Annotated in this window: 23 protein-coding genes; 11 read left to right on the forward strand and 12 right to left on the reverse strand. The window is 66.3% G+C overall.

Annotated elements, in window-relative coordinates:
- Positions 1-142: 142 nt before the first annotated feature.
- The gene (locus tag ABID37_RS08745) at positions 143-352 is read right to left on the reverse strand and encodes a SlyX family protein (RefSeq protein ID WP_354193885.1); all 210 of its coding nucleotides are present in this window, start codon (positions 350-352) and stop codon (positions 143-145) included.
- 29 nt (positions 353-381) lie between these two features.
- On the reverse strand, positions 382-1,011 hold the full coding sequence (upp, locus tag ABID37_RS08750) for a uracil phosphoribosyltransferase (RefSeq protein WP_354193886.1): 630 nt from the start codon (positions 1,009-1,011) through the stop codon (positions 382-384).
- Between the two features lie 243 nt (positions 1,012-1,254).
- Here upp and ubiE point away from each other — a divergent pair, with 243 nt between their 5' ends.
- Genes ubiE through coaBC form a run of 5 tightly spaced genes read left to right on the forward strand, consistent with a single transcriptional unit; the run spans position 1,255 to position 5,594 of the window.
- Complete coding sequence (gene ubiE / locus ABID37_RS08755; RefSeq protein ID WP_354193887.1) at positions 1,255-2,031, forward strand: bifunctional demethylmenaquinone methyltransferase/2-methoxy-6-polyprenyl-1,4-benzoquinol methylase UbiE; 777 nt, start codon at positions 1,255-1,257, stop codon at positions 2,029-2,031.
- A 13-nt stretch (positions 2,032-2,044) separates the two neighbouring features.
- Positions 2,045-3,619, forward strand: a complete 1,575-nt coding sequence (gene ubiB / locus ABID37_RS08760) for a 2-polyprenylphenol 6-hydroxylase (RefSeq protein WP_354193888.1) — start codon at positions 2,045-2,047, stop codon at positions 3,617-3,619.
- Between the two features lie 60 nt (positions 3,620-3,679).
- Positions 3,680-3,940 carry a FitA-like ribbon-helix-helix domain-containing protein gene (locus ABID37_RS08765; RefSeq protein WP_354193889.1) on the forward strand — a complete coding sequence of 87 codons (261 nt, stop codon included), beginning with the start codon at positions 3,680-3,682 and terminating at the stop codon, positions 3,938-3,940.
- On the forward strand, positions 3,937-4,365 hold the full coding sequence (locus ABID37_RS08770) for a type II toxin-antitoxin system VapC family toxin (RefSeq protein ID WP_354193890.1): 429 nt from the start codon (positions 3,937-3,939) through the stop codon (positions 4,363-4,365). Before ABID37_RS08765 ends, ABID37_RS08770 begins: the two co-directional genes overlap by 4 nt.
- A complete protein-coding gene (coaBC, locus tag ABID37_RS08775) occupies positions 4,362-5,594 on the forward strand; it encodes a bifunctional phosphopantothenoylcysteine decarboxylase/phosphopantothenate--cysteine ligase CoaBC (protein ID WP_354193891.1) in 1,233 nt (410 codons plus the stop codon). Before ABID37_RS08770 ends, coaBC begins: the two co-directional genes overlap by 4 nt.
- A 56-nt stretch (positions 5,595-5,650) precedes the next feature.
- Here coaBC and ABID37_RS08780 read toward each other — a convergent pair whose 3' ends face one another.
- The 5 genes from ABID37_RS08780 to ABID37_RS08800 all read right to left on the reverse strand — a co-directional run bounded on the left by ABID37_RS08780 (position 5,651) and on the right by ABID37_RS08800 (position 10,099).
- Positions 5,651-6,127 carry a DUF992 domain-containing protein gene (locus tag ABID37_RS08780; RefSeq protein WP_354193892.1) on the reverse strand — a complete coding sequence of 159 codons (477 nt, stop codon included), beginning with the start codon at positions 6,125-6,127 and terminating at the stop codon, positions 5,651-5,653.
- A 158-nt stretch (positions 6,128-6,285) separates the two neighbouring features.
- Positions 6,286-7,122: a tetratricopeptide repeat protein gene (locus tag ABID37_RS08785; RefSeq protein WP_354193893.1), complete on the reverse strand. Its 837-nt coding sequence runs from the start codon at positions 7,120-7,122 to the stop codon at positions 6,286-6,288.
- A gap of 148 nt (positions 7,123-7,270) precedes the next feature.
- Complete coding sequence (gene rpsU / locus ABID37_RS08790) at positions 7,271-7,519, reverse strand: 30S ribosomal protein S21 (RefSeq protein WP_035024510.1); 249 nt, start codon at positions 7,517-7,519, stop codon at positions 7,271-7,273.
- A gap of 164 nt (positions 7,520-7,683) precedes the next feature.
- Complete coding sequence (locus ABID37_RS08795) at positions 7,684-9,192, reverse strand: helicase HerA domain-containing protein (protein WP_354193894.1); 1,509 nt, start codon at positions 9,190-9,192, stop codon at positions 7,684-7,686.
- 148 nt (positions 9,193-9,340) lie between these two features.
- Positions 9,341-10,099, reverse strand: coding sequence for an SDR family oxidoreductase (locus tag ABID37_RS08800; RefSeq protein ID WP_354193895.1), 759 nt, complete (start codon positions 10,097-10,099; stop codon positions 9,341-9,343).
- Positions 10,100-10,330: 231 nt separating this feature from the next.
- On the opposite strand from ABID37_RS08800, the gene ABID37_RS08805 reads away from it, so the two are divergent.
- From ABID37_RS08805 to ABID37_RS08830, 6 genes are all read left to right on the forward strand, one after another.
- The gene (locus ABID37_RS08805) at positions 10,331-11,584 is read left to right on the forward strand and encodes a sarcosine oxidase subunit beta (protein ID WP_354193896.1); all 1,254 of its coding nucleotides are present in this window, start codon (positions 10,331-10,333) and stop codon (positions 11,582-11,584) included.
- 10 nt (positions 11,585-11,594) lie between these two features.
- On the forward strand, positions 11,595-11,951 hold the full coding sequence (locus tag ABID37_RS08810) for a cupin domain-containing protein (RefSeq protein WP_354193897.1): 357 nt from the start codon (positions 11,595-11,597) through the stop codon (positions 11,949-11,951).
- Between the two features lie 12 nt (positions 11,952-11,963).
- Positions 11,964-12,260, forward strand: a complete 297-nt coding sequence (locus tag ABID37_RS08815; protein WP_354193898.1) for a sarcosine oxidase subunit delta — start codon at positions 11,964-11,966, stop codon at positions 12,258-12,260.
- A gap of 46 nt (positions 12,261-12,306) precedes the next feature.
- Positions 12,307-15,303, forward strand: a complete 2,997-nt coding sequence (locus tag ABID37_RS08820; RefSeq protein ID WP_354193899.1) for a sarcosine oxidase subunit alpha — start codon at positions 12,307-12,309, stop codon at positions 15,301-15,303.
- On the forward strand, positions 15,296-15,874 hold the full coding sequence (locus ABID37_RS08825) for a sarcosine oxidase subunit gamma (protein ID WP_354193900.1): 579 nt from the start codon (positions 15,296-15,298) through the stop codon (positions 15,872-15,874). The genes ABID37_RS08820 and ABID37_RS08825 overlap by 8 nt, the downstream gene beginning before the upstream one ends.
- A 71-nt stretch (positions 15,875-15,945) precedes the next feature.
- Positions 15,946-16,173 (forward strand): hypothetical protein, encoded by a 228-nt coding sequence (locus ABID37_RS08830; RefSeq protein WP_354193901.1) that lies wholly within the window; start codon positions 15,946-15,948, stop codon positions 16,171-16,173.
- A gap of 89 nt (positions 16,174-16,262) precedes the next feature.
- Here the strand turns inward: ABID37_RS08830 and ABID37_RS08835 are convergent, their stop codons facing one another.
- The 5 genes from ABID37_RS08835 to ABID37_RS08855 form a co-directional block, all read right to left on the reverse strand.
- Positions 16,263-16,502 carry a DUF680 domain-containing protein gene (locus ABID37_RS08835; RefSeq protein WP_354193902.1) on the reverse strand — a complete coding sequence of 80 codons (240 nt, stop codon included), beginning with the start codon at positions 16,500-16,502 and terminating at the stop codon, positions 16,263-16,265.
- A gap of 519 nt (positions 16,503-17,021) precedes the next feature.
- A complete protein-coding gene (locus tag ABID37_RS08840; protein ID WP_435521548.1) occupies positions 17,022-17,711 on the reverse strand; it encodes a TetR/AcrR family transcriptional regulator in 690 nt (229 codons plus the stop codon).
- A gap of 50 nt (positions 17,712-17,761) precedes the next feature.
- Complete coding sequence (locus tag ABID37_RS08845; RefSeq protein ID WP_354193903.1) at positions 17,762-18,232, reverse strand: MaoC family dehydratase; 471 nt, start codon at positions 18,230-18,232, stop codon at positions 17,762-17,764.
- Between the two features lie 109 nt (positions 18,233-18,341).
- A complete protein-coding gene (locus tag ABID37_RS08850; protein ID WP_354193904.1) occupies positions 18,342-21,470 on the reverse strand; it encodes an efflux RND transporter permease subunit in 3,129 nt (1,042 codons plus the stop codon).
- A gap of 116 nt (positions 21,471-21,586) precedes the next feature.
- Positions 21,587-22,735, reverse strand: a complete 1,149-nt coding sequence (locus ABID37_RS08855; RefSeq protein WP_354193905.1) for an efflux RND transporter periplasmic adaptor subunit — start codon at positions 22,733-22,735, stop codon at positions 21,587-21,589.
- Positions 22,736-22,781 lie beyond the last annotated feature (46 nt).

Raw genomic sequence — 22,781 nt, forward strand, 5'->3', positions numbered from 1 at the left:
CGATCCTCGCAATCGCAGCGACCATGCGAAAGATCATCATAACCCTCAACGCAAGGCTCAGAGACAATCAAAACCATCAGAGTTGATGACGCGAAGTGGTTCAGGCAGTCCGAAAGCTCTCTTTCGCCTGATCGCCAGCCGCTCACCAATGCGGCGGCTTGGTCACCTGTATTTCGGGCGACGCCTGTTCCTCCAGTTCCAGAAACCGCGTAGTCAGCGCATCGAGCCTTTTTTGAAGGCGGTCGATCACCTTCCACTGTTCGGCGATCTGGCCCGACAGTTCCTCGATAGTCTTTTCCTGTTCGGCCGCACGCATTTCCAGCGTGACCAGCCTTTCCGCCTCGGTCGTCATCGGTCGCGTTTCCGGTTGTGCGTTGCCGCTTATTTCGTCCCGTACATGCGGTCGCCCGCATCGCCGAGGCCGGGCAGTATATAGCCCTTTTCGTTCAATTGCCGGTCGATCGAGGCGGTGTAGATCGGAACGTCGGGATGGGCGGCGGTGAAGCGCTCGATGCCTTCGGGCGCGGCCAGCAGGCACAGGAAGCGCAGATTGGTGGCGCCGCGCGCCTTCAGCTTGTCGACCGCGGCGATGGCCGAGTTGGCGGTGGCCAGCATGGGGTCCACCACGATCACCAGCCGGTCGCCGAGATCGCCCGGCGCCTTGAAGAAATATTCGATGGCCTCGAGCGTGTCGTGGTCGCGATAGAGCCCGATATGGGCGACGCGCGCCGCCGGCACGAGGTCGAGCAGGCCTTCCAGCAGGCCGTTGCCGGCGCGCAGCACCGAGGCGAAGACCAGCTTCTTGCCCTCGAGAACCGGGGCCTCCATCGTCTCGATCGGGGTTTCGATGGTGGTGGTGGTGAGTTCCAGATTGCGGGTCACCTCGTAGCCGAGCAGCAGGGAGATTTCCCGCAGCAGGCGGCGAAATCCCGCCGTCGAAGTGTTCTTGTCACGCATGATGGTCAGCTTGTGCTGGACCAGCGGATGATCGACGACGGTGACGCCCTGCATGGTCTTCTCCGGCTCGTTGCTTGCCTGACAATTCCGGACGGAAAGTCGTCCCGCTCTGGAATTGCGCCAATTCGTACTGAATAGTGAAGGGTGGAAGGAAATTAGAAAAGGCCTATGCAGGCTGCGGGCGCCAAAGTCCACAGGGACCCTGCGACCATTCACCGGTCAAATCGGGGGCCAAGGCCATGGCGCGGCGAAATCGGTTCCTGTATGGTCCGCCCGCATTCAAGGCGGATCATGATCATGTCAGTTGAAAGAACCACCGCCCACGGCGGCATGGAAACCTCCTACGGCTTCCGGCAGGTCGGCACCGGCGAGAAGCAGCCGCTGGTCAACGAGGTGTTCCACAAGGTTGCCAACCGCTACGACCTGATGAACGACCTGATGTCGGCGGGCATGCACCGGCTGTGGAAGGATGCCATGGTCGCCTGGCTGAACCCGCCGAAGCGGCCCGGCTGGAAGGTGCTGGACGTGGCCGGCGGCACCGGCGACATCGCTTTCCGCATTGTCGAGGCCAGCCGGCGCAACGCCCATGCCACGGTGCTCGACATCAACGGCTCGATGCTGCAGGTCGGGCGCGAGCGCGCCGAAAAGAACGGGCTGGCCCCGCATCTCGATTTCGTCGAGGCCAATGCCGAGGAACTGCCTTTCGCCGACGCCACGTTCGACGCCTATACGATCGCCTTCGGCATCCGCAACGTGCCGCGCATCGATGTCGCCCTTTCCGAGGCTTTCCGGGTGCTGAAGCCGGGCGGGCGCCTCTTGTGCCTCGAATTCTCCGATGTCGACCTGCCGGGGCTCGACCGTTTCTACGAGGCGTGGTCGTTCAACGCCATTCCCCGGATCGGCAAGATGGTGACCGGCGACGGCGAGCCCTATTCCTACCTCGTGGAATCGATCCGCAAGTTCCCCGACCAGAACAATTTCGCCGAGATGATCCGGCACGCCGGCTTCGAGCGGGTGAGCTTCCGCAATTATTCCGGCGGCATAGCGGCGCTGCATTCGGGCTGGAAGCTTTGACGGGACAGGCCTCATGAGCAGTGCAGGGGCGGCGTTCCGGCTCGTCAGGGCCGGCTGGGTGCTGGTGCGCGAGGGCGTGGTCGCGGCCTTTCCGGGCGACCAGCTTTCGGGCCTGCCGAAGTTCGGCTGGCAGGTGGCCACCATGTTCACGCGCCGCCGCGCACTGCGGCAGGGGCGCACCGACCGGCTGGCGCATGCGGTGGCGCGGCTCGGGCCCTCCTATGTCAAGCTCGGCCAGTTCCTGGCCACGCGCCCCGATGTCGTCGGCAACGACATCGCCCTCGACCTCGCCCTGTTGCAGGACAAGATGCAGACCTTCCCCAAGGCCGAGGCCGAGGCTGCGGTCGAGGCGTCGCTGGGGCGGTCGGTCGGGGAGCTTTACCACGGTTTCGGCGATGCGGTGGCGGCGGCTTCCATCGCCCAGGTGCATCCGGCCGAGGTCGACTATCCCGAAGGCCGCCGCAAGGTGGCGGTCAAGGTCATCCGCCCCGGCGTGCGCCGTCGCTTCCTGCAGGACCTTGAAAGCTACTTCCTCGCCGCGCGCCTGCAGGAACGCTACATCCCCTCCAGCCGCCGGCTGCGGCCGGTCGAGGTGACCGAGACGCTGGCCCAGACCACGCGCATCGAGATGGATTTGCGGCTGGAAGGCGCCGCCCTTTCCGAACTTGGCGAGAACACCGGGGAAGATCCCGGTTTCCGCGTTCCGGCGGTGGACTGGGAGCGCACGGGCCGCGATGTGCTGACCATGGAGTGGGTCGACGGCATCAAGATGAACGATGTCGCCGCGCTCGCCGCCTCCGGCCACGATCTCAAGGCGATCGCCGCCAACCTGATCCAGTCCTTCCTGCGCCATACGCTGCGCGACGGCTTCTTCCATGCCGACATGCATCCGGGCAATCTGTTCGTGGAGGCGGACGGCACCATCGTCGCCGTCGACCTCGGCATCGCCGGGCGGCTCGGCAAGAAGGAGCGCCGCTTCCTCGCCGAAATCCTCTACGGCTTCATCACCCGCGACTATCTGCGGGTGGCGGAGGTGCATTTCGAGGCCGGCTACGTGCCGGCGAAGCACGATGTCGCCGCCTTCGCGCAGGCGATCCGCGCCATCGGCGAGCCGATCCACGGCCAGCCGGCCGAGACCATCTCCATGGCCAAGCTGCTCACCCTTTTGTTCGAGGTGACAGAACTGTTCGACATGCAGACGCGGCCGGAACTGATCCTGCTGCAAAAGACCATGGTGGTGGTGGAGGGCGTGGCGCGCACGCTCGATCCGGCCTTCAACATGTGGAAGACGTCGGAACCGGTGGTCGGCGGCTGGATCCGCGACAATCTCGGCCCGCGCGGCATGCTGGCCGACGCGCGCGAGGGGCTGCATGCGCTGACGGCGCTGGCGCGGCACATGCCCGAGATGGCGCAGCGCACGGAACGCCTGTCGCGCGAACTCGACCACATGGCCGAGCACGGGCTGCGCTTCGACGAGGCGACCGCGCACGCCATCGGCAAGGCCGAGGCCCGCCATACCCGTTCCGGCCGGCTGGCGCTTTGGGTGATTGCGCTGACGCTGCTCTATATAGCGTGGGAGCTCGTCTGAGCGGCTGGATTGACTGCATTGCTAGCAGTGCCTACATTTGCGGCGTGACGGGAGGCTTCCATGGCGACGCTCACGGTTCGAAATGTAGATGATGAGACGAAGCAGCAGCTCAGATTGAAGGCGGCCCGGCACGGCGTGTCGCTTGAGGAAGAGGTGCGCACCATTCTGCGTCGTGAGGCTCGGCGAACCGAACAACTCGCCCAGTTCGATAATCTGTATGACGCGATCCGTGATCTGGTCGAGCCACATGGTGGCTTTGAACTGGAAGTCCCGGCCCGCGGCTTTGCAGAGCGCGATCCCCCTTTCAAGGATTGGGAATGATCGTCATCGATACCAATGTCGTATCCGAGGCAATGAAGCCCTCTGTGGACGCCAAGGTGGCCGCATGGTTGCGGCGCCAGCCTATCGAAGACATTTACATCACGTCCATAACCAAGGCGGAGTTGTTGTACGGGCTTGCACTTTTGCCGGATGGAAGACGCAAGGAGGCCTTGGCGGAGGCACTCCACATTTTCCTCATGGAACGGATGAAAACCCCGATCCTTGCCTTTGGAGATCAGGATGCCCTTCCCTATGCCAGGTTATCCGCGCGACGGCGTAAGGCAGGCAAGCCGGTGAAGGAACTGGATGGCCAGATCGCCGCTATTGCGGCGTCCCACAACTTTGCCGTTGCCACGCGCAATGTCGTCGATTTCGAGGGCTGCGGTATCCACGTCATCAATCCTTGGGGCGTTCCCCCGGCATGACCCTTTCCGGCAAGCGCATCCTGCTCATCATCGGCGGCGGTATCGCCGCCTACAAGACGCTCGACCTCATCCGGCGCCTGCGTGAGCGGGGCGCCGCCGTGCGCCCGGTGATGACGCAGGCGGCGCAGCAGTTCATCACGCCGCTGGCGGTGGGCGCGCTGGCCGCCGACCATGTGTTCACCGACCTGTTCGACCGGCAGGACGAGCAGGATGTCGGCCACATCCGCCTGGCGCGCGAGGCCGACCTCGTCGTGGTGGCGCCGGCCACCGCCGACCTCATGGCCAAGCTGGCCAACGGCCTTGCCAACGATCTGGCCTCGGCGGTGCTTCTGGCAACGGACAAGCCCGTGCTCATTGCGCCTGCCATGAACCCCAGGATGTGGGCGCATCCGGCCACGCGCCGCAACCGTGAGACGCTGGCGAAGGATGGCGTCGCCTTCGTCGGGCCGATGCGGGGCGAGATGGCCGAAAGCGGCGAGGCGGGCGAGGGGCGCATGGCCGAACCGTTGGAGATCGTCGCCGCAATCGAAGGCTTGCTAAGCCCGGCCGCCAGGCCGCTCGCGCGCCGGCGCATCATCGTCACGTCCGGCCCCACCCATGAGCCGATCGACCCGGTGCGCTACATCGCCAACCGCTCGTCCGGCAAGCAGGGCCATGCCATTGCCGCGGCCCTTGCCCGACTGGGGGCCGACGTGCAGCTTGTTTCCGGCCCGGTGACGATCCCCGATCCTGCCGGTGTCGCCACCACCCATGTCGAAAGCGCGCGGCAGATGCGCGATGCGGTGGAAAGCCTGCTGCCGGCGGATGCCGCCATCTTCGTCGCCGCCGTGGCCGACTGGCGCACCGCCGATGCCGCCGGCGAGAAGATCAAGAAGGTGGCGGGCAAGGGACCGCCGGCCCTGCAGATGGTGGAAAACCCGGATATTCTTGCCGGCATCGGCCATCATGCGCGGCGGCCTTTCCTTGTCGTCGGCTTCGCGGCAGAGACGCAGGAGGTGCTGAAGAATGCCCGGGCCAAGCTGGACAGGAAGGGCGCGGACCTGATCGTCGCCAACGACGTGTCGCATGACAGCGGCATCGGTCCGGGCGGGGTGATGGGCGGCGACCGCAACCGGGTGCGCATCGTCTCGAAGACGGGCGCCGAGGAATGGCCGGAACTGACCAAGGACGAGGTGGCCGCCCGGCTGGCGGCGCTGGTCGCCGACCGGCTGAAGGCGGCCGAAGTGTAAGAAAAAAAGGGCGGAGCCGGGTCCGCCCTTTTTTCAGCTCTGGCTGTTTGCCGGACTTACTTCAGCGAATGCACCAGCTCGAGCGACTGCACCGCGACGGCGAGGTTGAGGCCGGTCTGCGCCTGGGCGCTGAGCGGCTGCAACGCATAGGAACGCTGGAAGCCGCCGAGCAGCAGGTTGGCGCCGCCGCCCGTGATGACGCTGGCCTCGGCATTGACGCCGAAATAATTGCCGGCCAGCTTGCCGCTGTCATAGTCGCGGGTGGCGGCCAGGACGGCCCAGGTGAGGCTGCCCTGATGGGTCTTGCCGAGGTCCACCCCCAGCTTGGAGATGATGCCGCTGTAATATTCCGCCGCGCGACCGTCGGACGGCTTGAAGGTGCAGGCCAGTCCCTTGTTGGAGGTGATGAGGTAACCGGTGCCGCCATCGATCTTGCAATCGAGCACGCCAAGCTCGAACTGGCCGGTCGCATTGGCGGCGGCCGTCAGGGACAAGAGGCCGAGGGCGGCAGCGGCGACAAGTTTCTTGATCATGGGAGAACTCCTGGAATCCTGATCGGTCAGTGGCGCAATCGCCATGCCGGTCAACGCTTGGGAGCTTCATACGTTGCGTCGAACCGTGGCGCGATCATGGCGCAGCCGTGTCGATCGGCTGCGGCCCGGTTTACGCATGGTGAGGCGAAGGAAGTCGCCTACTGGGTGCGGGAGAGACCGTCCTTGGCCGGCTGATAGGTCGGCTTGAGGCGCACCGCCTCGCGGTAGGACTTGGCCGCCTTCGCCTTTTCGCCGCGCTGCTCGTAAATCAGCGCCTGGTTGGTCCAGGCCTCGGCGTTCTTGGCATCGAGCTTGATGGCCATGTTGAAGTCGGCGAAGGCGTTGTCCTCCTGCTTCATGGCCAGATAGGAGAGGCCGCGGCCGTTGTAGGGCTCGGAGGCATCGGGCGCCAGCGAGATGGCGGTCGAGAAGTCCTCGATCGCATAGGCATGCTGGCCCTGGCCCTGATAGATCAGGCCGCGATTGTGGTAGGCGCGCGCATCCGTGGTGTCGAGTTGGATCGCCTTCTGGAAGTCGTTGAAGGCCTCCTGCGTGCGGCCGGCCTGCCGGTAGACATTGCCGCGGCCGATATAGGCGGCGTCGTAGCTCGGATTGATCTGGAGGGCGCGGTTGTAGTCGGCCATCGCCTTGTTCTGATCGCCCATGAAGCGGTAGATCAGCGCGCGGTTGGCGTAGGCCTGATAGAAATTCGGGTTGAGCGAGATGGCGGTGTCGAAATCCTTGAGCGCCTGCTGGTAGCGGCCGCCGCGGCCATAGGCGGAGCCCCGCACATTATAGGCCTCGGGATCCTGCGGATTGGCGCTCACCACCTGCGTCAGCGAGGAAATGTTCTCGGTGGAAGCCTGCGCGACATCGACATTGGCCAGGTCCACGGCGGGACCGGACTGGCAGGACGCCAGCACCAACCCGCCCAAAAGAATGGCGGCCGTGGAAAATCCGTAACGGGCGGCGCGCCGTTCGCTCAATGCTCCCATCGCTGTCTTGTCCTCGCTTTGTCCTGCTGACCCTAGCCCGCCGCTTGCGTCGTGTCCCGGCCAAAAAACCCGCTCAAATACAAAAGGTGGCCGCGACCGGAATCGCGCCACCTCGATAACCCTCGAAAAGGGCGAAAAACAGACCGGATCAGCGCGCGGCGCGGGCTGCCGGGGCCGGACGCGCGGCGCCGGGGAGGAGGCCTTCGCGCTGGGCGCGCTTGCGGGCCAGCTTGCGCGCGCGGCGCACAGCTTCCGCCTTCTCGCGGGCCTTCTTCTCGGACGGCTTCTCGTAGTGACCGCGCATCTTCATTTCACGGAAGATGCCTTCGCGCTGCATTTTCTTCTTGAGGGCGCGAAGCGCCTGATCAACATTGTTGTCGCGGACGAGTACCTGCACGGGCGTTCCTGTCTCTCGGGTTAGAATCCATCAAGCGAACGGCCATAGCCGCCAGCCTCCGTGACGGACTCCGCCACGAATTTGCGGCGGCTAGTAGCAGAACGGGGGTTCCTTGTCCATACAAGAAATCGCGATCTGCCGTGGCTTTGCGGGTGTTTGCGCATCTATTCGGCGGCGTCAGCCGAAGGTGCGGCCTCGTCGGGCGCGTTCGGATCGCCCGGTGCCGTCTCGCAGCCGAGATCGGGGAAGGCCACGACCCGGTTGTTGTGGAAATCGGTGCGGACCACGACGAGGTCGCGTTCCTCGAAATAGGTCAGCAGGCGGCGGGCGCGGCGTGCCGAATGGGTGCCGTAGGCGCGCGCCAGCGTGGCGTCGGGCGGGCAGGGCGCGCCGGTGACGGCCGCCTGCGCCACCATCAGGAACACGCCCTGCACATCGTCGGGCAGGTTTTCGGAAAGCTGGAGGGCGAGGGGCCATGCCTCGCCGCCTGCCGTCTTGCGGTCGACGCCGGCGCGGGCGACGGCCAGCCGGCGGCGGAAGGCGGCCAGTTGCAGCGGCTCGCCGGCCACGCGGCGGATGCGGCAGCGCACCAGGAAATCCTGGTAGAGAACGGCGTCGGTGCGGAAGCCAGCGTCGGGGTCTTCCAGAATCTCCCTCAGCACCGCATCGATCCCGGCTTCGCGCTCGGCCTCGTCGATTTCGGGGAACATCGGCTCGACCGGCGGTGGCATGGGCGCCGGTTGCGGGCGGGCGAGCTGGGCCATCAGGTCGGCGGTGGGGATGGGCTGGGGAGCCGGCTTGCGCACCGGCATGCGGGCTTCTTCCGGGCCCGGCGTGAAGACGAGGTCGCGGGCGTCCTGCGGCGTTTCCGGCAGGGGCATCAGCCTGGGGCTGACCGAGCGCGCCGAGGTCTCGACATTTCCGATGGTGATCGGCAGCGGGCGGCGCGACATGGCCGGCCCCAGCGCCACGAAGCAGCCGCGCGCAAGGTCGCGGAACATCTCGGCCTGGCGCTTCTCCATGCCCAGGAGATCGGCGGCGCGGGCCATGTCGATGTCGAGGAAGGTGCGGCCCATGAGGAAGTTGGAGGCTTCCGCCGCGACGTTCTTGGCGAGCTTGGCCAGCCGCTGGGTGGCGATGACGCCGGCCAGACCGCGCTTGCGGCCCCGGCACATGAGATTGGTCATGGCGGCGAGCGAGAGGCGGCGCGCCTCGTCGGAGACCTCGCCGGCTGCGGCGGGTGCAAAGAGCTGGGCTTCGTCGACCACCACCAGAACCGGATACCAGTGCTCGCGCTCGGCATCGAACATGCCGCCGAGGAAGGCAGCCGCGGCGCGCATCTGCTGGTCGACGTCCAGCCCTTCCAGATTGAGAACGGCGGAGACGCGATGCTGGCGGATGCGCCCGGCGATGCGGGTCAGCTCTGCCTCGGTGCGCTGGGCGTCGACGACGACATGGCCGAACTTGTCGGCCAGGGTGACGAAATCGCCTTCCGGATCGATGATGCATTGCTGCACCCAGGGTGCGCTCTGCTCCAGCAGGCGGCGCAGAAGATGCGACTTGCCCGAGCCCGAATTGCCCTGCACGAGCAGTCGGGTGGCCAGCAGTTCCTCAAGATCGATCATGGCCGGCTTCCCGGGGGAGGCCGTTCCCATGTCAATGTCGACTCTCATTGCAGCTCCTTAGAGCAATTCCAGCAAAAGTGCGCTGCGGTTTTGCGCTCGGGATTGCGTAGACGAATGATGAAAGCCTTTAGCACTACGCCGCCCGGCTTGCGAAGCTGGGGCGGCGCGATACCCACAGGTGGGATGAGGCCGGGTCTCAGGTGCGGTTGATGGAGACGCCGCCATCGGCCAGCAAAGCCGTGCCGGTGGTGAAGCTCGACGCTTCCGAGGCGAGGAAGAGCGCGGAGCGGGCGATCTCATCCGGCCGTGCGACGCGTTTCAAGGCATGCAGCCCGCGTATGAAGGCCCATTCCTCTTCGGTCGAGGCGGTGGCCATGGGGGTATCGGTGCCGCCGGGGAGCAGGGCGTTGACCCGCAGGCCGCCGGGCCCGTATTCGGCCGCCAGCGCCTTGGTCAGGCCCACGAGCCCGGCCTTGGCCGCGGCATAGGCGGCCATGCCCGGCATGCCGGCGGTGACGCCGACGAAACTGGCGGTGAAGATGAGCGAGCCGCCGCCGCGGTCGAGCATCGCCGGTATCTGGTGTTTGGCGGCGAAGAAGGCGCTGGTGAGATTGGTGTTGAGCGTCTCGCGCCATGCGGCTTGCGTCATGTCCGGAATGGGGCCCATGGAGCCTGTGGTGCCGGCATTGTTGAAGGCGATGTCGAGGCCGCCGAAGCTGTCGCACGCCATCTCCACCAGCGCCCTGGCATAGGCTTCGTCATTGACGTTCCCGGCAAGGGCGACGGCCTGGCCGCCGCTTTGCCCGATATCGCTTGCGAGGGCGTCGAGTTCCGGTTTGCGTCGCGCTCCGATGACGACGGCCGCGCCCTGTTCGGCGAACAGCCTGGCCGCGGCGCGGCCGATGCCGGAACTGGCTCCGGTAACGATGGCGACCTTGTTGACGAGCGAGAACATGGTTTTCCCTTTCCTGCGTGGATGCCGGCCAAATCCGGCTTCGACGGGAGAGGTGCCAAATCGCCAGTGCCGGAGCCACCCGATACCTGCCCCTCGCGTCGCGGCCTTTCCGGCTTGCGCAAAGCGGCACCTGTCGTCGCAAACAGCGCATGGGGTGGCAGGGCGGTTTGGGTAGTGATAGTGATGGCATCGGCATTGGGGATGTCGCTGCTCATCGCGAGGCGTGGAAAAGTGAAGAAATACTCGGTGTTCGCCATCGCGCGGGAAGCCATGCGCGGTCACAAGGGATGGGAGGCGCAGTGGACGTCGCCGGAGCCGAAGGCCGAGTACGATGTCGTCATCGTCGGTGCCGGCGGCCATGGGCTAGGCACCGCCTATTACCTCGCCAAGGAACACGGCATCACCAATGTGGCGGTGCTGGAGAAGGGGTGGCTGGGCGGCGGCAACACCGGCCGCAACACCACCATCATCCGCTCCAACTACCTCTATGACGAATCGGCCGGCATCTACGACCACGCGCTGAAGCTGTGGGACGGGCTGTCGCAGGACCTCAACTACAACGTCATGTATTCGGCGCGCGGCGTGATGATGCTGGCCCACAACGTCCATGACGTGCAGGTGCTGAAGCGCCATGTCCATGCCAACCGGCTGAACGGCATCGACAATGAGTGGCTGACGCCCGAGCAGGCGAAGGAGTATTGCCCGCCGCTCAACATCTCGCGCGATGCGCGCTATCCGGTGATGGGCGCATCGCTGCAAAGGCGTGGCGGCACCGCGCGCCACGATGCGGTGGCGTGGGGCTATGCGCGCGGCGCTTCCGCGCGCGGCGTCCACATCATCCAGAATTGCGAGGTCACCGGCATCCGGCGCGGGCCGAACGGCGCCGTTACCGGCGTGGAGACCGCGCGCGGCTTCATCGGTGCCAAGAAGATCGGCGTGGTGGCGGCCGGCAACACGTCGGTGGTGATGAACATGGCCGATGTGCGCATGCCGCTGGAAAGCTATCCCTTGCAGGCGCTGGTGTCGGAGCCGGTCAAGCCGGTGGTGCCCTGCGTGATCATGTCCAACACGGTGCACGCCTACATCTCGCAGTCGGACAAGGGCGAGCTGGTGATCGGCGCCGGCACCGACCAGTACACCTCCTATTCGCAGGCCGGAGGCCTGCATATCCTCGAACATACGCTGGACGCCATCTGCGAGATGTTCCCGGTGTTCACCCGCATGAAGATGCTGCGCTCCTGGGGCGGCATCGTCGACGTGACGCCCGACCGCTCGCCGATCCTCGCCAAAACGCCGGTCAAGGGGCTCTACGTCAATTGCGGCTGGGGCACCGGCGGCTTCAAGGCGACGCCGGGCTCGGCGCATGTCTTTGCGCACACCATCGCCCGCGACGAGCCGCACCCGATCAACGCCCCGTTCACGCTGGAGCGGTTCCGCACCGGCCGGCTGATCGACGAGGCGGCGGCCGCCGCCGTGGCGCACTGAGGGGCGTGGAATGACCAGTCAGACAGTCAATCTCGCCGAAAAGCTTTCGCTGTTCTCCGAGCGGTGGTCGCCCAAGATCGTTGCCGACTTCAACGGCCACGACGTCATGGTCGTGAAGGTTCTGGGCGAGTTCAACTGGCATTCCCACCCCGATACCGACGATTTCTTTCTCGTCCTGAAAGGCCGGCTGCGCATTCGCCTCAGGGATGGCGACGTCACGCTCGGGCCGGGTGAGCTCTACGTCGTTCCCAAGGGCGTCGAGCATTGTCCGGTGGCCGAGGAGGAAACGCATATCCTCCTTATCGAACCGGCCGGCGTTCCCAATACCGGCGATCCCGCGACGGCCGCCGCGAAAAACCGGATTTGAAGAAAGAAGACCATGCTCCTTATCCGCTGCCCCTATTGCGAGGAAGAACGCCCGGAGATCGAGTTCCGGCATGCCGGCGAGGCGCATATAGCGCGCCCGGCCGACATCGCCTCGATCAGCGACGAGGCGTTCGAGGCCTATTTCTTCATCCGCTCCAACACGCGCGGCACCGTCTACGAGCGCTGGCGCCATATGCATGGCTGCGCGCGCTTCTTCAACGCGGTGCGCGATTCGGTGAGCGACCGTTTCATCATGACCTACAAGGCGGGCGAGCCGAAGCCGAAGAAGCTGCCGGGAGCGGCCAAGTGAGGAGCTTCGCACCGTGCCGCCATCTGTCCGAGGGGACGCATTGACCATGGCCGAATCCTTCCGCCTTCCCGGCAAGGGTCGTCTCGCGCAGGCGAGGACCGCGCGCTTCACCTTCGACGGCAAGAACTACAGCGGCGTGGTCGGCGACACGCTGGCTTCGGCGCTGCTGGCCAACGGCGTTCATCTGGTCGGCCGCTCGTTCAAGTATCACCGGCCGCGCGGCATCCTTTCGGCCGGCGCGGAGGAACCCAATGCGCTGGTCGGCATCCACCGCGATGCCTCGCGCAAGACGCCCAATGTGCGCGCCACGGTGCAGGAGCTTTATGACGGGCTGACGGCGGTGTCGCAGAACCGCTGGCCGTCGCTTGCCGTGGATGTGGGCGCGGTCAACGATCTTGCCTCGCCGCTGTTTTCGGCCGGCTTCTACTACAAGACCTTCATGTGGCCGAAGGCGGCATGGAAATCCTTCTACGAACCGCGCATCCGCGCCGCCGCCGGCCTCGGCGTGGCGCCGGACCAGCCGGACCCGGACCATTACGCGGCGCGCTTCGCCCATTGCGAGGTGCTGGTGCTGGGCGGCGGCGCAGCGGGCCTTGCCGCGGCGCTTGCGGCGGCCGAGACCGGCGTGCGCGTCGTCATCTGCGACGAGCAGGCCCAACTCGGCGGCTCCCTGCGCTTCGAATCGGGCGCGGTTGTCGACGGGCAGGGTGGCTGGGACTGGGCGCAGGCGGCGGCTGCCAGGCTTGCAGCGATGGACAATGTGCGGGTGCTGACCCGCACCACGGCTTTCGGCTACTACCTCCAGAATTTCATCGGCCTCGCCGAGCGGGTGAGCGACCATCTGTCCAATCCGGAAAGCGGCCTGCCGCGCGAGCGGCTGTGGCAGGTACGGGCAAAGCGCGTCGTGCTCGCCACCGGCTCCATCGAGCGGCACATGGTGTTCCCCGACAACGACCGGCCGGGCATCATGCTGGCTTCGGCGGCGCGCACCTACCTCAACCATTACGGCGTGGCGGTGGGCAAAAATGTCGGCGTCTACACCGCCAATGACAGCGCCTATGCGGCGGCGATCGACCTGAAGAAGGCCGGCGTCAATGTCGCCGCGATCGTCGATTTGCGCGACAATCCGTCCGGCCCGATGGTCGACGAGGCTCGCGCGCTCGGCATCGAGATCCATGGCGGGCGCGGCGTGGTCAGGGTCGGCGGGCGGCTGCGCATCAACTCCATGACCGTGAAGCCGAGGACCGGGGGTGACGGCGAGCGCGCCATTCCGGTCGATGCGCTTTTGATGTCGGCCGGCTGGACGCCTTCGGTGCACCTGTTCTCGCAGTCGCGCGGCAAGGTTGCCTTCAACGACGAGGTGAAGCGCTTCCTGCCCGGCACCTATGCGCAGGACTGCATCTCGGCCGGCGCCTGCAACGGCACGGACGGCCTGGCCGCCACCATCGACGAGGCCTATGCGGCCGGCGCGAAGGCGGCGAAGGAGGCCGGCGGCAAGGCGGCCAAGGTTGCCAAGCCGAAGGTGGAGTCCAGCGAGAACTGGTCGCGCGGCATGCTGGGTGCGGGGCCGGGCGCGGAAGCCGGCACCACGGTCAAGGCCTTCGTGGACTTCCAGAACGACGTGACGGCCAAGGACATCCGCCAGGCGGTACACGAGGGCATGCATTCCATCGAGCATGTCAAGCGCTTCACCACCAATGGCATGGCGACCGATCAGGGCAAGACCTCCAACATGCATGGCCTTGCCATTGCCGCGGAAGAACTCAGCAAAGCCATTCCTCAAGTGGGTCTGACGACGTTCCGCGCGCCGTACACGCCGGTGACCTTCGGCACCATCGTCGGCCATGCGCGGGGCAGGCTGTTCGAGCCGACGCGGCGCACCGCCATGCATGGCTGGGCCGAGCGCCACGGCGCGGTGTTCGAGGATGTCGGCCAGTGGAAGCGCGCCTGGTACTTTCCGCGCGCCGGCGAGGACATGCATGCCGCCGTCAACCGCGAATGCGTGACAGTGCGCAGGAGTGCCGGCCTGTTCGATGCTTCCACCCTCGGCAAGATCGAGGTGGTGGGGCCGGATGCTGCCGCTTTCATGGAACTGATGTACACCAATCCGTGGCAAAAGCTGGAAGTCGGCCGCTGCCGCTATGGCGTGATGCTGCGCGAGGACGGCTTCATCTATGACGACGGTGTGGTCGGGCGCCTGGCCGAGGATCGCTTCCATGTGACGACGACGACCGGCGGTGCGGCGCGCGTCATGAACCACATGGAAGACTATCTCCAGACCGAGTTCCCCCATCTCAAGGTGTGGCTGACCTCGATCTCCGAGCAATGGGCGGTGATCGCCGTGCAGGGCCCGAAAAGCCGCGACATCATCACGCCGCTGGTCGAGGGCATCGACCTTTCCGACGAGGCCATGCCGCATATGTCGGTGCGCGAGGGCAGGATCTGCGGCGTGCCGACGCGGCTGTTCCGCATGTCGTTCTCCGGCGAGCGCGGCTTCGAGGTCAACGTGCCCGCCGACTATGGCGAAGCGGTGTGGGAGGCGCTATGGGAGGAAGGGCAGAAGCACGACGCATGTGCCTACGGCACCGAGACCATGCATGTGCTGCGCGCCGAGAAGGGCTACATCATCGTCGGACAGGACACGGATGGCACGGTGACACCCAACGATGCCGGCCTCGACTGGGCGGTGGGCAAGAAGAAGGCCGATTTCGTCGGCATACGCGGGCTGAAGCGGCCCGATCTGCTGGCCGAGGGGCGCAGGCAACTCGTCGGGCTCAGGACCCGCGATCCCAATGTGGTGCTGGAGGAGGGCGCCCAGGTCGTCGCCGACCCGAAGCAGCCGGTGCCGATGAAGATGATCGGCCATGTCACCTCCAGCTACTGGTCGGAAAATTGCGGCCATTCCATCGCGCTGGCGCTGGTCGAGGGCGGGCGCAAGCGTCTGGGCGAAACGCTTTACGTACCCATGCCGGACCGCACCATCGAGGTGGAGGTCACCGGCATGGTGTTCTTCGACGAGAAGGGGGAGCGTCTCAATGGCTAAGGCGGCAGCAAAGACCGTGCAGGCGGGCGCGGCGGCCGAGCGGCGTCCGGCCCTGGCCGGGCAGGAAATATTGGCCAGCGGGGTGAAGGTGACGGTTCTGCCGCCGGCGAACCGCGTGTCGCTGCGCGCCCCGGAGGAAGCCGTCGGTTCGCTGTCGCGGGCGCTGGGCGTCACCCTGCCGCAAAAGCCCAAGACGTCCGCCGGCAAGGCGGGCCGCACAGTGCTGTGGCTCGGTCCGGACGAATGGTTCGTCATCGACGAGAAGGGCGGCGATGCGCTGGCCGATTGCGGCAAGGCCAAGGGCCTGCATTCGGCGGTCGACGTTTCGCACCGCAACGTCGCCTTCGCGGTGAGCGGGCCGGCGGCGGAAACCGCGATAGAAGCGGGATGCCCGCAGGACCTGGCATTGGCGGCGTTCGCCGTGGGCGCCTGCTCGCGCACGGTGCTCGGCAAGGCGGAAATCCTGCTCCACCGGGTGGGGGAGCAGGAATTCCGGGTGGAATGCTGGCGCTCCTTCTCCGACTACGTCTTCGGCCTGCTGGCGGAAGGCGCTCGCGACGCGGCCGCCTGAGGGAACCCGAGGCGGGGGAAGCGGGTTTCTCCTGACGCCCCTTTAATGGGCGTCCCCGGGGAGAAACTGGAATGGCAAGCAACGCAAAACCGGCAAGCGCAGCACGCGGCAAGACAGCGGCGGTCAAGTCGCTCGAGAAGGAGCGAAAGGCCCATGGCACCATGGAAGAACTGGAGGAGGGCCTGGAGGATACGTTCCCGGCCAGCGATCCGGTTTCGGTGACGTCATCGGCCATTCCCGGTGGACCGAAGAAGCCCGGACAGTCCAAGACGGTGCCGGGCCGCAAGCCGGGTCGCTGACCGCATATCTTCCGGAACGGGCTGGTGAATCAAAAACGGGCGGCCGAAAGCCGCCCGCCATCTGGATTCATCCGGTCGTCAACGGCGAATCAGAGGCCCGGAACCCACGGGCTGACGTCGATGCCGAGACGCGGGCGAGCAGTCTTGTGTTGCGAGTCGGTCTTGTCGATCGAACCCGTCGACGCGCAATCGATCTTCACTTTCTTGCCGGACGCCGGGTCGACCGCGACGCAGACCGTCGCGGGAGTGGTCGATGCCGGCTGGGAAGCAGCCATGCTGACGCCCGACAGGGCGAGCAGGGCGGACAAGGCAACTATGGCGGACTTCATGATCTTTCTCCGATCATCGTACGTGTAATTTATGGCGTACATGTACATTATACCGGAGGCGACTTCAAGTGGGATTCGTACATGTACGAATCAAGGGGCCGGATTTCCTCACACCGACCGAACTGTGTCACCCCGCCGCCATCTCTCTCTCTCCCGCAAAAGGGGAAGGAGGGGGGACGTCGTGAATGGTGTCCTTCCTTCGCGAAGGCGGGAGATCAGGAGCGGTTTCCCCGGACCTGAATTGCTCCGGCAACCACGTCATCGTCGTCCCGGAAGTCTGCCACAGCGAAGCGAAGGCAGGCTGTCCGGCATCCATTCCGTAATGTTCGAAGGTTCCGGAATGGATCCCGGCTCGCGGTCGCTGACGCTCCCTTGGCCGGGATGACGAGCGTTTCAAGCTCGCCAGTCAAACCTGAATACTGCCCCCCTATGGGGAGGTAATATCGGAGCCGGGAACCTGCTGTGACGCCTCCCGGCTCGCGGGCAGGGTGAGAGAGCCGCGCGTGAAGACGGCCTTTCCTACGTCCCGTTCGGCCGGCAGGATCTGTCGGGATTGTCGCTGAGTGGCGGCACGTCCTGTCCGCTCAGGCCCTTGAGCGCAAGGTCGCACATGCGCTTCACATAGGCTTCGCGGTCGCCGAAGGCGTGGAAGGGGAAGGTGATGAGCAGCGAGATGGTGCCATGGCCCACGCTCCACAACATGGTGGCGATGGCGAAGGGGTCGCCCTTGAGGTGGCCCGCGGCGATGCAGGCTTCGACGCGGCCGAGCAGCGCCTGCATGGCAGGATTGTTGGTGTCCAGTTCCTCGAAGGTCATGCCGGCCGGCGGGCGGGTCTTCTCGGTCATGAAGACGGTGCGGTATTCGTTGGGATTGCCGAGGCCGAAGGCCGCATATTCGGCCATCACCGCACGCAGCGCCTCCAGCGGATCGTCGGCGGTGTTCTCCTCGATCCGGCGTGCCAGGATTTCGAACCGGTCCTGCGCCAGCGCCAGCAGGATATCCTGCTTGTCGGCGAAATAGGAATAGACCGACATCGGCGCATAGCCGACCCGCTTGGCCAGCTTGCGGATGGTCAGGCCCTCATAGCCCTCTTCCTGCACGAGCTGGCGCGCGGCGGCGATCAGGTCGGATCGCAGCGTCTCCTTGTGTCGCTCGCGGCGCTGCTGCACGGCCGACGACACGCTCTTGCCTTTGCGGGTATCCTCCACGGGTTTGAATATATCCCTCATGCGAGCGGGGGCAAGCCCGTGCCGCGGCGTCAGGCTTCGGGCTCGACGAAGGTCAGCGTCAGCCAGCGCGCGGTGAGCGCCGGCTTCTTCGAGCCCTCGATCTCCACCGTCACGTCATGGGTGACCTGCACCCAGCCGGAGGGGCGGGCCTTGACGTCGGCCAGCACGAAGCGGGCGCGGATCAGCGAGCCGGTCTTGACCGGCGCCATGAAGCGGATCTCGTCGAAGCCGTGATTGACCCCCATCTTGCCCTTGTCCAGCGGCGGCAGGGTCTCGAAGGTCATGGCCGAGAGGAGGGACAGAAGCAGGAAGCCGTGGGCGATGGTGCCGCCGAAGGGGGTTTCGCGCGCCGCGCGTTCGGGATCGCAATGGATGAACTGGTGATCGTCGGTCGCGTCGGCGAACTGGTCGATCATCGTCTGGGTGACTGCCCGCCATGGCGAGACGCCGACTTCCTTGCCGACGCTGGCCAGAAGCTGGTCGAGTGTGATCGGTTCCATGCGGGTGCCTTCTCCTGATCCCGGAATCGGTTGTCGCCCGGGCAGGAGCAATACAGGGCCGTGCCGGCCCTGTCATCCGCGCAATGGTGCCGCGCGGTGCGAGAACGCCCTATTCGGCCGGCTCGACATTGGTGTAGGCGGCTTCTTCCAGCTCTCTGCGCAGGCGGTTCTGCTCCTGCACCTTGGGCGTCACGAAGCGGCCGAGCAGCAGATAGGCGACCGGCGTGAGGAACAGGGTGGAGACGGTGGCGAGGCCGAGGCCGCCGACGATGACCCAGCCGAGCGCGATGCGCGCCTCGGCACCGGCGCCGCTGGCCAGCACCAGCGGCAGGCCGCCGAGCACGGTGCAGATCATGGTCATCATCACTGGGCGCAGGCGCACATTGGCCGCCTCCTCGATGGCTTGCCGTACGCCCAGACCGCGGTCGCGGAGCTGGTTGGCGAATTCCACGATGAGGATGCCGTTCTTGGCCATCACGCCCACCAGCAGCACCAGCCCGATCTGGCTGTAGGCGTTGAGGCTGGTGCCGGTGAGGATCAGCGCGAAGATGGCGCAGGCGAGACCCAGCGGCACCGTCGCCATGATGATGATGGCCGAGACGAAGCTTTCGAACTGGGCGGCCAGCACCAGAAGGATGATGACCAGCGCGAAGCCGAACACGGTGATCATGCCGGTATTGGTCTCGCCCAGCGTGGCGGCTTCGGCCAGCGGCAGCAGGCGCGCGCCCGATGGCATCAGCGGCTCGGCGATGCGGCGCGCCTCCCCAAGCGCGTCGCCGAGGGCGAAGTCGGCGCGCAGGTCGGTGGTGATGGCCACCGAGGCCTGCCGTTGCTCGCGCGTCAGGGTGGGCGGCACCGACCTCTCGGTCAGGGTGGCGATGGTCGACATCGGCACGAAGCGGCCGTCGCCGGTCTTGAGGAAGATGTTCTCCAGATCGGTCGGATCGTTGATCGGGTTGGTGGTCGACACCAGTTTCACGCCGAAGGCGCGGTCGCCGACATAGACGTCGCCGATGTCGTTGCCGTCGAGCATGGCTTGCAGCGTGGTGGCAAGGCCGGTGATGTCGATGCCGAGGTCGGAGGCGCGCTCGCGATCGATGGCGACGGAAAGCTGCGGCTGCGAAGGGTCGATGGACAGGCGCGGCTGCTCGAAGCGCGGGTCCTGTTCCATGGTGGCGATGATGCGGTCGGCGGCCTGGCTCAGCGCCGTGCGGTCGTTGCCCACCAGCGCGAATTGCAGGCCATTGCCGGCGCCGCGGATGCCGAGGCTGTTCGGCTGCACGGGAAACACGCGCACGGCCGGCATCTGGCGGGTAAGGCCGTTGATCTCCGACCAGATCTCCTGCTGGCTGCGGGTCCGGTTTTCCCACGGCGCCAGGGTGACGACCATGAAGCCGCTGTTGTAGTTGCCGTTGTTGCCGGCGAACTGGAAGGTGCTTTCGATCTCGCCGGTGCGGCGCATCGGCTCGATCAGGTCCTCGATGGTGCGCATCTGCGCGGCCGTGTAGTCGAGGCTCACCCCCTGCGGGGCGCTGACACGCAGCAGGACGGCCGAGCGGTCCTCGGTCGGGGTCAGTTCCTGCCGGATCGTGCCGAACAGGATGACAGCCAGGCCGGCGAACAGGACGGCCACCAGAACCACCAGCCACGGGGCGTTGAGGCAGGCGGCGAGGCAGCGCTTGTAGAGCGCGCCGAGCCTGGAGCCGATGCGGCCGCCGATGCCGGTGCCCCCTTCATGGTGGAGCGCGGCGGAGGTGAGCATGCGCGAGGCGAGCATGGGGCACAGCGTCAGCGCCACCACGCAGGAAAGCAGCACCGAAATCGCCAGCACGAAGCCGAATTCGCGGAACAGGCCGCCGGTCTGGCCCGGCATGAAGGAGATCGGCACGAAGACGGCGACCAGCGTGGCGGTGGTGGCCACGACGGCGAAGAATACCTCCTGGGTGCCGAGCACGGCGGCCGCGCGGGGGCCGAGCCCCTGGTTGCGGCGGCGCACGATGTTTTCCAGCACCACGATGGCGTCGTCGACGACAAGGCCGGTGGCGAGCACCAGCGCAAGCAGGGTGAGGATGTTGATGGAGAAGCCGGCCAGGTAGATCGCCGCGATGGTTCCGATCATGGCCACGGGCATGGACAGGCCGGGGATGAGCGTGGCGCGCCAGTCGAGCAGGAAGGCGTAGATGACGATCAGCACGATCGACACCGCCAGCACCAGCGCGATCTCGACCTCGTGCACGGCGCCGTTGACGAACACCGCGTCGTCCGAGGTGACCTTGATGGTCATGCCCTCGGGCAGGTTCTGCTGGATGGTGCCGACCGCGGCCCTCACGCCCTCGGAAATGTCGAGCGTGTTGGATTCGGCGGCGCGCACGATGCCGATGCCGATGCCCGCCTTGCCGTCCGAGCGCAGCATGCTCTGCCCGATGTCGGGGCCGAGCGTGACCGTCGCCACGTCGCCGATGCGGGTGCTGCCGTCGATATAGAGCTGCTCGAAGGCTTCCGGCGTGTTGACCTCGGCGGTGGTGCGCACGATCAGATTCTGGTCGGAGGTGGTGATGGAGCCGGCCGGCGTGTCGAAGGCGACGGAGCCCAGGGCCTGGCGCAGGTCCGCCACGGTGAAGCCGAGGCTGGCGAGGCGTGCCTGGTTGACGTCGATGCGGAAGATCTTCTCGCGGTCGCCATAGATCTGCACGTCGGCCACGCCCGGCACGGCGGCCAGCGCGTCCTCGATCTGGTCCTCGACGATGACGGTCATGTCCTCGACCGACATGTTGTCCGAGGTGACGGCCAGCCGCATGACGGCTTCGGCATTGGCGTCGGCCTTGACGATGCGCGGCGCGTCCGCCTCGTCCGGCAACTGGTTGGTGACGCGGGCCACGGCGTCGCGCACGTCGGAGGCCGCGACATTGAGGTCGACGCCGTCGTTGAACTCGATGGTGATGCGGCTGGAGCCGAAGGAGGAGCGCGACGAGATCGACTTCACGCCGGAGACGCGCGCCACCGCGCTTTCGATGACATCGGTCATCTCGCGGTCGACGGTTTCGGCGGCCGCACCCGTGAAGTCGGTGTTGACCGAAATCACCGCGCGGTCGACGTCGGGCAATTCGCGTACCTCGACCCCGTAAAAGGCGGCGATGCCGGCCACGGCGATCAGCGTGTTGAGCACGAAGGCCAGCACGGGACGGCGGATGAACAACGCCGTCAGGCCGGCTTCGCCATTCTTGATCTCATCGTTCATGCCGTGCTCTCGTCATTCCGGAGCGTCTCCGCTTTTCGCCGAATCGCGAGACGCTCCAACTCCTGGTTTTGATGCAATTCCGGGCGCAAACCGCCTCGCGGTTTTGCTGGAATTGCTCAGCCGTCCGCGCCCAGCGCCCTTGCCGCGTCGCCGGCAATGCGGACGCCGCCGCCTTCGCGCACGCTCTGGACGCCTTCGGTGACCACGACCGTGCCGGCGTTGATCGGGGCGTCGATCAGCACGTTCTCGGTGTTGCGCTGGACGATGCGCACCGGGATGCGCTTGGCCTTGCCGCCCTCCACGGTCCAGATGAAGGCGCCGTCCGTGCCCCATTGCACGGCAAGCGGGCTGACTGCCGGATAGGATTCGCCGGGGAACTGCATGGCGATCTGGAAGGACATGCCGGCGCGCAGCGAATCGGAAGGGTTGGCGATGGCGGCCTGCACCCACAGGGTGCGGCTCTTCTCGTCGATGCGGTTGTCGATGGCGCTGACGGTGCCGGCATATTCCCGGTTGGGATTGGCCAGCGGCGTCGCCCGGATCGGCGCGCCGATCTCGATCATGGCCGCGAAGCGCTCCGGCACGTGGAAATCGACGAGGATCGAGGAGCGGTCGTCGATGGTGGCGATCGAGGTCTGGCTGGTGACGTAGTTGCCGGCCTCGATGGGCAGGATGCCGACGATGCCGGAAATGGGGGAAGTGACCGAGCGGCGCTCCAGCGCGACCTCGGCATCGTGCAGGGACAGCTCGGCGTTGCGCAGGGCAAGCTCGGCATCGGTGAGCTGGACCTGGGTGGCGGCATTGGAGGAGCGAAGCTGGCGGATGCGCTCGACCCGGGCGGCCGCATCCTCGCGGGTGGCCCTGGCGCGCTCGACGGCGATCTCCTCGGTGGCCGAATCAAGCTTCGCGATGACCTGCCCGTTCTCCACCCTGGCGCCGGACTCGACCAGCAGTTCGGTCAGCCGGCCCGAGCCGTAGGGCGTCACCGCCACGGTCGCCTTGGCGCGGCCGGTGCCGATGGCGCTGAGGCGGTCGTTGATGGTCGCCATGGAGGCCGGAACGGTTATCACCGAGACGCTGCGGCCGCCTCCCTCTTGCTGGCCGGAGCCGCCGCCGATCGAGCCGGTGGCGGTGGCCGGGCCTTCCCCAGGACCGATGCCGAGGCGGGCCAGGGTGGCGGCCGATCCGGGCACGAACATGTAGCCCGCAACCGCGGCCACGGCGAGAATCGCTATCGCGAACAGGATCTGCTTCCAGGCTGTCATCAGCACTCCGGTCGTCTGCCAAGCTGCGCGTCGCGCTCCAGCCTCG

Origin of the sequence: Aquamicrobium terrae (assembly GCF_040545735.1) — a bacterium.
Taxonomy (GTDB): Bacteria; Pseudomonadota; Alphaproteobacteria; order Rhizobiales; family Rhizobiaceae; genus Mesorhizobium; species Mesorhizobium terrae_A.